The 14,228-nt window shown below is 57.1% G+C and carries 11 protein-coding genes; all 11 read left to right on the forward strand.

The window, feature by feature from the left end:
- Positions 1-180: 180 nt before the first annotated feature.
- The 11 genes from rnr (at position 181) to ptsP (ending at position 14,160) form a co-directional block, all read left to right on the forward strand.
- Positions 181-2,871, forward strand: a complete 2,691-nt coding sequence (rnr, locus tag ACL02P_RS19140) for a ribonuclease R (protein WP_412838265.1) — start codon at positions 181-183, stop codon at positions 2,869-2,871.
- Positions 2,872-3,099: 228 nt separating this feature from the next.
- Positions 3,100-5,193, forward strand: a complete 2,094-nt coding sequence (locus ACL02P_RS19145; RefSeq protein WP_412837869.1) for a BglG family transcription antiterminator — start codon at positions 3,100-3,102, stop codon at positions 5,191-5,193.
- Positions 5,174-5,668 carry a PTS sugar transporter subunit IIA gene (locus ACL02P_RS19150; RefSeq protein ID WP_009224962.1) on the forward strand — a complete coding sequence of 165 codons (495 nt, stop codon included), beginning with the start codon at positions 5,174-5,176 and terminating at the stop codon, positions 5,666-5,668. Before ACL02P_RS19145 ends, ACL02P_RS19150 begins: the two co-directional genes overlap by 20 nt.
- Positions 5,661-5,945: a PTS sugar transporter subunit IIB gene (locus tag ACL02P_RS19155; protein ID WP_009224961.1), complete on the forward strand. Its 285-nt coding sequence runs from the start codon at positions 5,661-5,663 to the stop codon at positions 5,943-5,945. Before ACL02P_RS19150 ends, ACL02P_RS19155 begins: the two co-directional genes overlap by 8 nt.
- 28 nt (positions 5,946-5,973) lie before the next feature.
- On the forward strand, positions 5,974-7,236 hold the full coding sequence (locus tag ACL02P_RS19160) for a PTS galactitol transporter subunit IIC (protein WP_009224960.1): 1,263 nt from the start codon (positions 5,974-5,976) through the stop codon (positions 7,234-7,236).
- Positions 7,237-7,527: 291 nt separating this feature from the next.
- Positions 7,528-8,559, forward strand: coding sequence for a zinc-binding dehydrogenase (locus ACL02P_RS19165; RefSeq protein ID WP_009224959.1), 1,032 nt, complete (start codon positions 7,528-7,530; stop codon positions 8,557-8,559).
- Between the two features lie 203 nt (positions 8,560-8,762).
- Positions 8,763-9,446, forward strand: coding sequence for a ribulose-phosphate 3-epimerase (gene rpe / locus ACL02P_RS19170; RefSeq protein ID WP_260071209.1), 684 nt, complete (start codon positions 8,763-8,765; stop codon positions 9,444-9,446).
- Positions 9,447-9,645: 199 nt separating this feature from the next.
- Positions 9,646-10,098 (forward strand): ribose 5-phosphate isomerase B, encoded by a 453-nt coding sequence (gene rpiB / locus ACL02P_RS19175; protein WP_009224957.1) that lies wholly within the window; start codon positions 9,646-9,648, stop codon positions 10,096-10,098.
- 20 nt (positions 10,099-10,118) lie between these two features.
- Positions 10,119-12,161, forward strand: a complete 2,043-nt coding sequence (gene tkt / locus ACL02P_RS19180) for a transketolase (RefSeq protein WP_412837870.1) — start codon at positions 10,119-10,121, stop codon at positions 12,159-12,161.
- On the forward strand, positions 12,155-12,421 hold the full coding sequence (locus ACL02P_RS19185; protein ID WP_009224955.1) for a phosphocarrier protein HPr: 267 nt from the start codon (positions 12,155-12,157) through the stop codon (positions 12,419-12,421). The genes tkt and ACL02P_RS19185 overlap by 7 nt, the downstream gene beginning before the upstream one ends.
- The gene (ptsP, locus tag ACL02P_RS19190; RefSeq protein ID WP_412837871.1) at positions 12,418-14,160 is read left to right on the forward strand and encodes a phosphoenolpyruvate--protein phosphotransferase; all 1,743 of its coding nucleotides are present in this window, start codon (positions 12,418-12,420) and stop codon (positions 14,158-14,160) included. The genes ACL02P_RS19185 and ptsP overlap by 4 nt, the downstream gene beginning before the upstream one ends.
- Positions 14,161-14,228: the final 68 nt, after the last annotated feature.

Consider the following 14,228-nt stretch of genomic DNA (forward strand, 5'->3'; position numbering starts at 1 on the left):
TTCACCCAATCCCGGGCGAAAACGGATGCCAAACCCGAATTTCGTGTATACTAGGGGATATACACCGTGAGGAAGATCATGGAATCATCATGCAAAATAACACCCCGGCCCCTGCGGGACGAGCCGGGTTTGAGGTGAAATCATTTGAAAGTAATTACGGAAGAGGAACTGCTCGCTTTTATGCGGGAAACGGCATATAAACCGATGACGTACCAGGAGTTGGAGGAGCATTTTGGGATCACCGATGCCGCCGATTTTAAAGAATTTCTGAAAATGCTCAACCGGTTAGAGCAAAATGGACAAATTATTCTTACCCGCACTCATCGCTACGGGGTTCCGGAACGAATGGATTTGGTGCGCGGGCGCTTGCAGGCTCATCCCAAAGGCTTTGCATTTCTGATCCCAGAGGATCGCGATCATCCGGACGTCTACATTCATGCTAATGATTTGAAGAGCGCGATGAACGGCGATACGGTGCTGGTGCGCGTCAGCTCGAAGAGCGCGGGCGGCGGCAAGCTGGAAGGTGAGGTCGTACGCATCGTGCACCGGGCCATCACGCAGGTGGTAGGCGTCTTCCAGAACAACGAATCGTTTGGCTTTGTGATCCCGGACGATAAACGGATCAACAAGGATCTGTTTATCCCGCGGGAAGGCTTTGGCGCTGCAGTTGACGGCGAGAAGGTCGTGGCCGAAATCGTGGAGTATCCCGAGGGACGGTCTGCGGCGGTTGGTCGGGTCATCGAGATTTTAGGTCACAAGGATGACCCGGGCGTCGACATTTTGTCGATCATCCGCAAGCATCAGTTGCCGGAGGCTTTTCCGGATGACGTGATGGCAGAGGCGCAGGAAGTTCCCGACGTGATCGACGAGGCGGAGATCGTCCGCCAAGGACGGCGGGACTTACGCGACAAGGTGATCGTGACGATCGACGGTGAGGATGCGAAGGACCTGGATGATGCCGTAAACGTAGAGCGCCTGCCCAACGGGAATATTAAGCTGGGCGTGCATATCGCCGACGTTGGGTATTACGTGCGGGAGAATTCAAAGCTCGATCAGGAAGCCTATAACCGCGGCTGCAGTGTGTACTTGGTAGACCGCGTTATTCCGATGCTGCCGCACCGGTTGTCCAATGGGATATGCTCGTTGAATCCGAAGGTGGACCGGTTCACGTTGTCCTGTGAGATGGAATTTAACGAGCAGATGAAGGTCGTGAAGCACGATATTTTCACCAGCGTGATCCGTACGAAGGAGCGAATGACTTACACGAATGTGCGCAAGATCCTGGAGGAGGAAGATCTTGAAGTTACGGCACGGTATGCGGATCTCGTTGAGACGTTCCAGCTAATGAAGGAGCTGGCGCTGAAGCTGCGGGCGAACCGCATGAGGCGCGGGGCGGTCGACTTCGACTTCGTGGAATCGAAGGTGATCGTTGATGAGAACGGGAAACCGGTGGATATCGTGAAGCGCGAGCGTTCGATCGCGGAACAGATCATCGAGGAATTCATGCTGGCCGCGAACGAAACGGTGGCGGAGCATTTTTATTGGCTGAAGGTGCCGTTTATTTATCGGATCCATGAGGATCCGGATCAGGAGAAGTTAATGAACTTCCTGGCGTTTGTCGCCAACTTCGGCTATACGGTCAAAGGCAGCAAAGGCAACAAGGTGCATCCGCGCGCGTTGCAAACGCTGCTCGAGGATATTCAGGGCACGAAGGAGCAGACGGTCATCAGCACGATGATGCTGCGTTCGATGAAGCAGGCGAAGTATGATGCGGAAAGCACCGGGCATTTTGGGCTGGCGGCAGAGTTCTATACGCACTTCACGTCGCCGATCCGGCGCTATCCGGACTTGGTGATCCACCGGGTTATCCGCGAGGTCATCGAAAGCGGCGGGACGCTGAGCGAAGCGCGCATGGAGTATTTGGCCAGCCGCATGCAGGATATCGCGCAGCAATCGTCCGAGCGGGAGCGCATCGCCGTGGAGGCGGAGCGCGATACGGAACAGCTGAAGAAAGCGGAGTTCATGCTGGACAAGGTCGGGGAAGAATTCACCGGCATTATCAGCAGCGTAACCAGCTTTGGCATGTTTGTCGAGCTGGAGAACACGGTGGAAGGGCTGATCCGGCTTAGTGCGATGACGGATGACTATTACCATTTCCACGAGCAGCATATGGCGCTGATCGGGGAACGGACGTCGAAGATCTATCGGATCGGCGACGAAGTGAAAATCCGCGTGGCCCGCGTGAATATGGACGACCATACGATTGATTTTGAGATGGTCGACATGAAGCCGCGGCAGCGCGGGGATTTCGCCGGCGGGCGCGGCGGCTGGGGCGGCGGCCGGGGCAACAAGGCCGCCAAGGGCAAGGACGTCGGCCGTGGCAAAGCCGGCGGCGGCAAAGGCAAGGGCGGCCGCGGAGCCGGCAAGCCCGGCCGAGCAGCGGCGGCGGACTTCGTCGCCGCCGATGAGGACGCCGGGGTGGGCACCCCCGGCGGGAAGCGCGGCAAGCGCGGCGGCGCTGCCAAAGGCAGCGGCGGCATCGCGCTTGGCCGCGCTGAGGCCCGCGCCGACAGCAGCGCGGGCGAGGACACCGGCGCCGCGGCGAGCGCGCCGGCGCCGATGTTTGGCTTCGGCTCCGGCAAGGGAGGCTATGCCTCCGGGACGGTCGCCGTCGCCCGCGATGCCGGCCCTGGTTACCGCACCGGCGAGGGCAAGAGCTCGCGGCGGAAGAAGACGTCCGCGAGCGGGATCTTCATCGGCGCCCGCGACGAGGGCGCCGGGGATGCCGCCCCAAGCCGCAAGCGGGGCGGAGGCAAGGGCAAGAGCGGCGGGAACGCCACCGCTGCGTTTGTGCGCAAGAAGAAAAAGTAAACACGTTTCCAGATTATCGATTTGGAGCTAAAGACACCGATGGCGGTGTCTTTTTTTTGCTTGCTTATTGTCCTTCTATAAGGGAGCGAGGAAAATCACAATGTTGTACAATTCGCATGCTAGAAATTGGGATGAAAACGCGTACATTTTCCGGATGCGGGATGATAAGATGATTTTGGGCGAAAGAGGCTGATTCCACCACCAGCTACTTGGAGAAAGGAGGAGAATATGGAGCTTGATGCGAGAAGCAGTCAACTGTTGCGTGAGCTGTTGACCAATCCCGGAATCAAGAACAAGGATCTGGAGCATAAGTACAGCTTAAGCCGAAGGCAGGTGGAGTACAGCCTGAGCAAAATCAATGATTGGCTCAAAGCCAATTATTTGCCGGAAATCAAGAGAAGCAGGACCGGGCAATTTCTGATCGGCAAGGCGCTGTTTACCGCGCTGTCGATGGACCGGGAGCGGAACACGAAGGGCAACTACAATTTGTCCGCGGAAGAACGCGCCAATCTGATTATTTTGATGATGCTGAGCAAAAACGAAGAATTGTCGCTGTTTCATTTTACGCATGCTCTCGGTGTGAGCAAAAATACGATTCTCCGCGACTTGAAAAATGCGCAGGATGCCATAAGCCCGCTGCATTTGGAGATCAAATACTCCAGAATGCACGGCTACTACATCGAGGGAAATGAGTTTAACCAGCGGCAGGCCCTGATCGACATCGTCCACAAAACGCTGGAAACGTATGGCGGAGAGAACTGGCTCAGGGAGCTTGCCGGAGCCGCTCCTTCTCAAGTCGCCGCCCTTCGCCGCAAAATCGAAGCGGTGGAAAGCAAGCTGAACCTGAAATTCACCGACGAAAAGCTGGAGTCCATGCCCTATATTTTGCTGTTGCTGCTCAGAAGAGTGAAGCAGGGGCGAGTTGTCGAGGGGTTCCATATTCACTATGATGAACTGTCCGATACCAAGGAGTACAGGGCCGTGGAGGAACTGCTCAGCGAGCTTGAGCCCATTCCGATGGAAGAGAGAATGTTCATTACGCTGCATCTGCTTACGACCAATATCTCTTCCACCGATTATTTGTCCGACGATACGTTGCCGGAGCTAAACCGGGCGTTGTCCGAGATGCTGTCCCAGTTCGAGCGTAACGCCTGTGTCACGCTGCAGGACAAGGAGCAGTTGCACAACAAAATTTTGCTGCACCTGAAGCCGGCCTATTACCGGATCAAATACCGTCTCTCCATTACGAATCCGCTGCAGGAATCGGTCAGCAAGGAGTTCAAGGAACTGCATCATCTGGTCAAAAAATCTTGCGGCCCTCTCGTGGAACTGATTGGCGCCGAAATACCGGAGAGCGAAACGACTTATTTGACGATGCTGATCGGCGGCTGGTGCACAAGGCAGGGGGACAGCATTCGGCAGAAGATCAGGGCGCTTGTCGTTTGCCCCAAGGGCGTGTGTGTCTCCAGGCTATTGGAGAGCACTTTGCGCGAACTGTTCCCGGAATTCGTCTTTTTCGATGCGCTGTCCGTCCGCGAGTTCCACAATTACGCGCTGGAGTACGATGTCGTGTTCTCCACCGTTTATTTGCCGACCGACAAGAAGCTGTTTCTCATTAAGACATTTCTCGGGAAGGAGGACAGATACAGACTGCGCAAGCAGGTGATGGAGGAGCTCCACGGTTATGTTCCTTCCGAGTTCAACATGGACAGAATCATGGAGATCATCGGAAAATATGCCGTTATCCAAAACAGCCAGTCGCTGCTCCTGGAGCTTAAGCAGTATCTCATGCCTGAACGCGAGCTAAGGAACAACCCCTTTATGGCCCCGGAGATGCCGGACTTAAGCGATCTAATTGTTCCAGATACGATCACGCTGGCCAGATGCGCAAAATCTTGGGAGGAAGCCGTCCGTATGGCCGCGGAGCCGCTGCTTCGCCGCGGCAGCATCACTGCGGGCTATGTGCAGGCTATGTTGGAAGCCAGTGAGAGCAGGGATCCTTACATTATCATCGGCCATCAAGTGGCCATCCCGCACGCCGATCCCGAATGCGGAGTCCATGAAGTGTCCATGAGCCTGCTGCGTCTGGAGGAACCGGTATGTTACGCGGAAGGGTACATGATCCATGTCATTGTGGTCATTGCCGCCAAGGATAAGTACCGGCATCTGCGCTCCTTGAACCAACTGATGAAGCTTGCCGGTAACCAAGAGGAGGTGATGGCCTTGATTGAAGCGGATACGCCCGAGAAAATCCACGAAATCGCCGCCGCATTTTCCATAGATGAAGAGAGAGGGATCGTACATGAGTACCGAATGGCTTGAGGAATCTTTCATTTTGCTTGGCTTGGAGGGAGACAGCAAGGAAGAAGTGTTAAGCGAAATGGCCGGCAATCTGCTGGCCCACGGTGTTGTGAAGGAGAGCTACATCCGGGCGATCATCGAACGCGAGCAGACCTTTCCCACCGGGCTTCCGACCGTGTCCTGCTCCGTCGCCATTCCCCATACCGATATCGAGCATGTGAACCGCAAGGCGATCAGCATCGGCATTTTAAAGCGGCCGGTGGAGTTCGGCATCATGGGCGAAGAGAGCGCGACGACCCCGGTGGAGATCGTATTTATGCTGGCCATGGACCAGAAGAAATCCCAGCTTAGGCTGCTGACGCGCCTGATGCAAATTATCCAGGACGGACGGATGCTTGATGCGCTTCGCCATGGGGAGAGCGCCGCCGCCGTCAAAGCATTGATGAACGACAAATTGCAGCCTGAAGAAATCAAGGAGGTCGAATCATATGACTAAAAAGACCATTCTGGTCGCCTGCGGGGCGGGCATCGCCACCTCAACCATCGTCACTGAAGCGCTCAAGGAATTGTGCAAGGCCAACCATATCGAGGCCAATTTAGTGCAGTGCAAAATTACCGAAGTGCCCTCGCTGGCTGAAGGTGCGGACCTGCTCGTCAGCACGACCATCGCCAACAAAGAATATCCATTTCCGGTCATCAACGCAAGAGCGTTTCTGACCGGGATCGGCATCGATGAAGTCAAAGCCAAAATTTTACAGGAACTGTTGAAATAATACATTTTTACATTTTGGGGGGATTGGAATGCAAGATATGGTTGGCGCTTTACGCTCATTTTTGGATTTAGGTCCGACCGTCATTTTGCCGGTGGCGATCTTTATTCTGGGGATAATCTTCGGGCAGAAGCCGGGCAAGGCTTTCCGTTCCGGTCTGACGATCGGCGTAGGGTTTATCGGCATCTCTCTGGTCGTGGATTTGCTGGTTAATAATCTTGGACCGGCGGCGAACGGGATGGTCGAGCGGTTTGGCATCCAGCTCAACGTGATCGATGTCGGCTGGCCCGGTTCGGCTTCCATCTCGTGGGCTTCGCCGATCGCGCCGTTCATTATCCCGGCAGGGCTATTGGTCAACGTGATCATGCTGGTGACGAAAACGACCAAGACGATGAACGTCGATATTTGGAACTTCTGGCATTTCACTTTTACAGGCGCTTGTGTGTATGCGCTTACCCAAAGCGTCGTTTTAGGCTTGCTGGCTGCGATCATTTTCCAGATTATCGTGCTCAAAATTGCCGACTGGACCGCGCCGATGCTGGAGAGCTATTTCGATTTGCCCGGCATTTCCGTGCCGACGGGCAGCACCGTATCTTATGCGCCGCTCGGCATTCCGCTGGTGAAGCTGATTCAGAAAATTCCGGGAGTGAGCAAGCTGCATGCCGATCCGGAAAGCATTCAAAAGCGCTTTGGCGTCTTTGGAGAACCGATTTTCATGGGGCTGGTGCTGGGGATCGCGCTTGGCATTTTGGCCGGGTACAACGCGGGCGAGGTGATCAAGGTCGGTATGGCGATGGGCGGCGTGATGTTCCTGATGCCGCGGATGGTCAAAATCTTGATGGAAGGTCTGATGCCGATCTCCGAATCGGCCCGCGATTTCCTCAAACGCAAGTTCGGCGCCGACAACGTGTACATCGGGCTTGACGCCGCAGTGGCCATCGGCCATCCGTCGGTCATTGCCACCGCGCTGATTCTGGTTCCGATTACTGTTGCGCTGGCGGTGTTCCTGCCCGGCAACAAGGTGCTGCCTTTCGTTGATCTGGCCACGATTCCGTTCATTGTAGCCTTCATCGTCGGCGCGGCCAAAGGCAACATCATCCACTCGGTGATTGCCGGGACCGTGCTCATCGCCTTGTCGCTATATATGGCGACCGACCTGGCGCCGCTGAATACGCAAATGGCGATAGATGCCCATTTCAACATGCCTGAGGGAACAACGCAAATCTCCAGTATCGACCAGAGCGGGAATCTGATCAACTACGTCATATATAAAGTGTTTGCCTTGTTTAACTAAGGGCGGCAAACAACTGCATTCCAGAGCTAATATAAGCTGGCACTTATATTAGCCCGTGTGAAACAACAGTCTTTGCATCCGGATGGCTTGGACAACAAACGGCCTGTTTTTCAAATAAGCTCACCCCGAACAGACGGGAAACGGGCCGTTTATGACCTTTTTTGGGGGCTGCAAAGCTGCCGAATAAACGCGGAAAACCGATCCTTACATCCGCGCTTATTCTTCCTCATTATACCTTATGCAGGCAGCGGCGCACCACCAAATAAATAGATACAAATTGGAGGGGCGAAGATGAAAGCATTGGTTAAAAAGGAGCTTGGATTTGGAAACCTGGAGGTCATGGAGGTCGAGGAACCGCAGATCGGGCCGGATCAGGTCAAAATTGAGGTGAAGTATGCCGGCGTGTGCGGAACGGATCTGCATACCTATGAAGGCAAGTATAAAGTCAAGGCGCCCGTTACCCTGGGCCATGAGTTTTCCGGCCAGGTGGTAGAGGTGGGAGCGAACGTAGAGGGAATCCAGGTCGGGGACCGCGTCACTTCGGAAACGACCTTTTTCATTTGCGGGGAGTGCAGGTATTGTAAATCACGGCAATACAATCTGTGCGCAAGCCGCAGAGGGCTGGGAACCCAGCAAAACGGAGGTTTCGCCAAATATGTCGTCGCCCGCAAAGAAAGCGTGCATAAGCTGCCGGACAACGTGGATTATTTGTCGGCTGCCCTGACCGAGCCTCTTGCTTGCGCGCATCATGCCGTTTCCAAGGCCGGCATTAAGGAAGGCGAGGTCGTTGTGGTGCTAGGCCCGGGACCGATCGGGCTCTTGACGGCGCAGATCGCCAAAAGCCTGGGCGCAACTGTGATCATTACCGGGCTCAGCAAAGATAAGGTCCGTCTCGAAAAGGCGCTTGAACTGGGGATCGACTATGCTGTGAACATCCAAAACGAGGACTTAAAGGAGCTGGCTAACGGGCTGACGAACGGATACGGCGCGGATGTTGTGCTGGAATGCACCGGCGCGGTGCCGGCTGTTGCGATGGGACTGGACGTTCTGGCCAAACAAGGGCGTTATGTGCAGGTGGGCATATTCGCATCGCCGGAAATTCCGGTTGATTTTGAGAAAATTATCCAGAAGGAAATCAGCGTCATCGGCTGCCGCAGCCAGAATCCGTTCGATTGGGAGCCTTCCCTGCGGCTTATGAACGAACAGCGCGTCAACGCGAAAGCGCTGGTGACGCACAAATTCCCTATAACGGAATGGGCTGAAGCGTTTAAGCTGATGAGAAACGGCGAGGCGATCAAGGTTGTTCTAACCCCCGTTTCTTAAAGCAGGGTCTTCAATTTAGCGGAAGCGGGTGATTGTATGGTGGAAAGCTTCCTGGACTATATTTTGGGACCGCACGGCAGGTATATTAGCGGACTTTTGCTTAAATATCAATTCCCGGCAAGCTGCGTCGTTTTTATCTATGCCATCTTCAAAATCGTTCGTCGGACGGCGCTAAAAAAGCAGGGGACGAAAGGAGAAAACCGATGAATAAGCCGAAGCTGGCGCCATCGATTCTTGCGGCGGATTTCTCCAAGCTTGGCAGCGAGATTGAGGCGGCCGACAAGGCAGGAGCCGATATGATTCATATCGATGTGATGGACGGAGCGTTTGTGCCGAATATTACGCTGGGGCCGGACATCATCGCATCCGTCCGCCCCTATACCAATCTGGCTTTCGACGTGCACTTGATGATCGAGGAGCCGCAGCGGTACATCGCCCGTTTTGCCGCTGCAGGCGCCGATATCATTACGGTTCAAGCGGAGGCGTGCCGCCATTTGCACCGGACCATTCAGGAAATTAAGGCTTCCGGCGTCAAAAGCGGCGTCGCTCTCAGTCCGGCGACACCGCCGGACGTGCTGGATTACGTGATTGGAGAGATCGACATGGTGCTGATGATGAGCGTAAATCCAGGGTTTGGCGGGCAAAGCTTCATCCCTGCTGTTCTGGAGAAGATCAGGGCGGTGCGGAAAACGATCGATGCGCTGGGCGTGAGTGTGGATATAGAGGTGGACGGAGGCATCAAGCTGTCCAATGTCGGTAAGGTTGTCCAAGCGGGCGCCGATGTGATCGTCGCCGGTTCCGCTCTGTACAACAGCGAAGGCATCGGGCACAATGCCGCCCGTTTCAGAGCCGCCATGGACAACGCGGCTTTGCCGAAAGGGATGTGACCGCTACACGCTGGTCGCGAATTTTGGATGGGCTGCACCCGGTACGGCGCGCGGCCGGGCGAGGATGCCTTGTGCAGCCGAAAGCGGCGCATCCCAATGATGCACATGGCGCGGGCGATAAATTGGGATGAAAACGCGTACATTCGTAATTTTCACAATGATATGATGAAAATGAGGAAAGGAGGGTGAGACTGTTGCGATGAAGGTTGTCATAGCCAATGACCACGGCGGATTGATGCTGAAAAGGGAGCTTGCGTCCCTGCTGCGGGAAATGAACGCGGAAGTCGTCGACCTCGGTTGCGATACCCAAGATGCGGTGGATTACCCCGACTATGCGATTCGGGCGGCGGCGATGGTCGCCAACGGAGAAGCGGAGCGGGGAATTCTGATTTGCGGAACGGGAATCGGCATGTCGATCGCGGCCAACAAGGTGCCCGGCATTCGCTGCGCGCTCGCGCATGACGTGTTCAGCGCGAAGGCGACGCGGCTCCATAACGACAGCAACATGCTGGCTTTGGGTGAGCGGGTTATCGGGCCCGGATTGGCAAGAGAAATCGTGAAGACCTGGATAGAGACGGAGTTTGAAGGCGGACGCCATCAACGGCGGATTGACAAGGTGTCAAATTACGAGCGTTCCGCCCGATCCGAATAAAGAAAGAGGGAGAAAACCTTATGAATACTGATTCTGCTGCAAACAGTATCGAAATGCTGGCGGTGAATACGATCCGCACTTTGTCCATCGATATGGTCGAGCGGGCGAAATCCGGCCATCCGGGCATGCCGATGGGCGCTGCGCCCATGGCCTACGCGCTGTGGGCCGGTGAGCTGAGCCATAATCCTGACAATCCGGGATGGTTCAACCGCGATCGGTTCGTATTATCCGCCGGACACGGATCGCCGCTGCTGTACAGTCTGCTGCATCTGTTCGGCTACGGGCTGACCTTGGAAGATTTGCGAAGCTTCCGGCAGTGGGGCAGCCGAACGCCGGGGCATCCCGAGTTCGGCCATACGCCCGGAGTGGACGCGACGACCGGCCCGCTGGGTCAGGGCATCGCGATGGCGGCGGGAATGGCCATGGCCGAACGGTATTTGGCTTCCATCTATAATAAGGAAGGTTACCCGCTTGTAGACCATTACACCTACAGCATTTGCGGCGACGGCGACCTGATGGAAGGCGTGTCCGCGGAAGCGGCGTCACTCGCCGGACATTTGGGACTAGGGCGGCTGATTGTGCTGTACGATTCCAACGATATTTCGCTCGACGGCGATCTTGACCTGTCTTTTTCGGAAAATGTCCTGGAGCGGTTCCAGGCTTACGGATGGCAGACGCTGCGCGTGGAAGACGGGAACGATCTTGCGGCGATCCGCCGGGCGATTGCCGCAGCCAAAGCCGATACCGAACGGCCGACCTTGATCGAAGTGAAGACGGTCATCGGCTTCGGCGCGCCGAACAAGGGCGGGACGTCGGCCTGCCACGGCGCTCCGCTGGGAACGGAGGAGGCGTCGGCCGCCAAGGCCGCCTATGGTTGGCATTACCGCGAGCCGTTTTATGTGCCGGATGAGGTCAAGGCGCACTTTGCACGGTTGGCGCAGCGCGGACGGGAGCGGGAAGCCGCCTGGAATGATCTGTGGAACAGCTATCGGCACAAGTTCCCGGAAGAGGCTGCGCGGTTTGCCGCCGCCGTATCCGGGCAGCTTCCGGAAGGCTGGGATGTGGGCTTGCCTTCGTTCGCGACCGGCCAGATGATGGCGACGCGCGATGCTTCCGGCAAGACGCTGAACGCGGCGGCGCAGGCCATCCCGCAATTGATCGGTGGCTCGGCCGATCTGGCAAGCTCCAACAAAACGCTGCTTGCCAGCGAAGGCAATTTCAGCCGCCGCGATTACGCCGCGCGGAACATCTGCTTCGGCGTACGCGAGTTCGCCATGGGAGCGATGATGAACGGCATGGCGCTGCATGGAGGCGTGAAGGTGTACGGAGCGACGTTCTTTGTATTCTCGGACTATCTGCGTCCGGCGATTCGCCTGGCGGCGTTGATGAAGCTTCCGGTCATCTACGTATTTACGCATGACAGCGTGGCGGTCGGGGAAGACGGGCCGACCCACGAGCCGATCGAGCAGTTGGCTTCGCTGCGAGCGATGCCAGGATTGTCCTTGATCCGTCCGGCGGATGCGATGGAGACCGCCGCGGCTTGGCGGCTTGCGCTGGAGAGCGAAGATACGCCGACGGCGCTCGTGCTGTCCCGCCAGAGCCTGCCGACGCTGCCCATTTCCCGGGAAGCGGCTTACGAAGGCGTGGCGAGGGGCGCATATGTCCTTTCGCCTGCGCAGGGCGAGGCGGAAGGTTTATTGCTGGCGACCGGCTCGGAGGTTGCCCTGGCGCTGGCCGTACAGGCAAAGCTGGCGGAAGAGGGGATCAAGGTATCGGTGGTCAGCATGCCGAGCTGGGACCGTTTCGAGCGCCAGAGCGCCGAGTACAAGGAAAGCGTGCTGCCGTCTTTGCTGAAGGCGCGGCTAGCGATTGAACTCGGTTCGCCGCTTGGCTGGAGAGAGTATATAGGGGAGCAAGGGGATGTGCTTGCGCTGGATCATTTCGGGGCGTCCGCGCCGGCGGAGGTTTTGCTCGAAGAGTACGGTTTTACGGTCCGGCATGCGGCCGACCGATTTAAGACGCTGGCGGCAGCGGTGAAAAGGCAGGGTGGCGGATCATGGTGAACGAGACGTTTGTAGTGACGGAGGAGTCCGGCATCCATGCCCGCCCGGCATCGGTTCTGGTGCAGCACGCGAGCAAATTCAAATCGGACATCCGGCTGGAATACGATGGGAAGACCGTCAATCTGAAGTCCATCGTCGGCGTCATGTCGCTGGGTATTGAATATGGGCATCGCTTCACGATCACGAGCTCCGGGGAAGATGAAGAGGAAGCGATCGCCGCTTTGCGCGGAGTTATCATCCGGGAGGGGCTTGGCCAATGAGCGTGAAGATGGTGCGAGGCATTCCCGCTTCGCCGGGCATTGCGATAGCGAAGGCCTATGTGATGGAAAGCCATGAGCCGGTGATCGAGAAGGAAAGCGCGCTTGGCGCGGAAGCGGAATTGGAACGTCTGGAAGCCGCCGTAGCCCAAAGCAGCCGGGAGCTTGAGGAAATCCGTGAGCATACCGCCGCTGAACTTGGAGAGGAAGAAGCTAAAATATTTGAAGCGCATTTGCTTGTCCTTCAAGACCCGGAGCTGCTCGGCCCGGTCAGGGACAAGATCCGCAATGAAGCGGTGACGGCTGAATTCGCCCTGCGGGAAACGGCGCGGGAAATCGCCGCGGCGTTCGAAGCGCTGGGCACGGAATATCTGCGGGAACGTGCCGCGGACATCCGCGACGTAACGCGGCGGGTGCTGGCTGCCTTATCCGGCGAACCGTTCCAGGATCTCGGCGGGATCACGGAGGAGGTCATCATTGTCGCGCATGACCTGACGCCTTCCGATACGGCCCGGTTGAACCGGACTTTTGTGAAGGGATTCACGATCAGCGCCGGCAGTCGCACCTCTCATTCGGCGATCATGGCCCGATCCATGGGGATTCCGGCAATCGTCGGAAGCGCGGACGTGATGGAGTCTGTCCGGCACAACGATCTGTTGATCCTCGACGGCCATGAAGGCGTCCTGCTGGTGAATCCTTCGCGCGAGCTTGTCGCGGAGTATGAAGACAGACGGAGGGAAGAAGCGCAAAAGAAACGGGAATGGGCTTTGCTCGTCGGGCAGCCTACCGTCACCGGCGACGGGCAGCGGGTGCTGCTGGCCGGAAATATCGGCAGTCCAGCCGACGCCGACGAGGTCATTGAATGCGGCGGCGAAGGCATCGGTCTGTTCCGTACGGAATTTCTGTATATGGGGCGCGCCGACGCTCCGTCCGAAGAAGAGCAATTTTCGGCTTACCGCCAGGTGCTGGAGACGATGGCCGGAAAGCCGGTCGTCGTGCGCACGATCGATATCGGCGGCGATAAGGAGGCGCCTTGTCTGAATCTGCCGCGGGAGGACAATCCGTTTCTCGGCTTCCGGGCGATCCGCCTGTGCCTAGATAGCGCGGGGGAGGAGCTGTTTCGTACCCAACTGCGGGCTCTGCTGCGGGCGAGCGTGTATGGCCGGCTGCACATCATGTTTCCGATGATCGCCGCTCTGGAGGAGCTGCGGCGGGCCAAGCAAATGCTGGCGGAAGAGAAAAGGAAGCTTCTTGCTGAAGGGGCAGAGGTTTCGGATAACGTCAGTGTCGGGATGATGGTCGAGATTCCGTCGGTTGCGGTGATGGCCGATCTTTTTGCGCCGGAAGTCGATTTTTTCAGCATTGGAACCAACGACCTGATCCAGTATACGATGGCGGCCGACCGGATGAACGGCCGGGTCTCGCATCTATACCAGCCGTTCAATCCGGCGGTGCTTAGGCTGATCGCGGGAGTGATTGACGCCGCGCACGCCCACGGCAAATGGGTGGGCATGTGCGGGGAAATGGCCGGAGACCGCCTGGCCGTTCCGCTGCTGCTCGGTTTGGGGCTGGACGAGTTCAGCATGAGCGCCGCGTCCATCCTTCCTGCCCGCAGTCTGATCCGCAGCCTGTCCAGGGCGGAGATGGCCGTTATGGCGCAGCAGGCCCTGCGGCTGGCCGATGCCCGGGAGGTCGCCGACTTCGTCCGGCGCTCCGTTAACGCCGCGGTCGTATCTCCTTGATATTGGCATCAGGAGGACGTTTTAAGACGTTTTGTTAAGGCGCATCCGGTTTCTGAGTTTCTGATCCG

Source organism: Paenibacillus sp. MB22_1 (genome assembly GCF_047200555.1).
GTDB classification, from domain to species: Bacteria; Bacillota; Bacilli; order Paenibacillales; family Paenibacillaceae; genus Fontibacillus; species Fontibacillus phoenicis.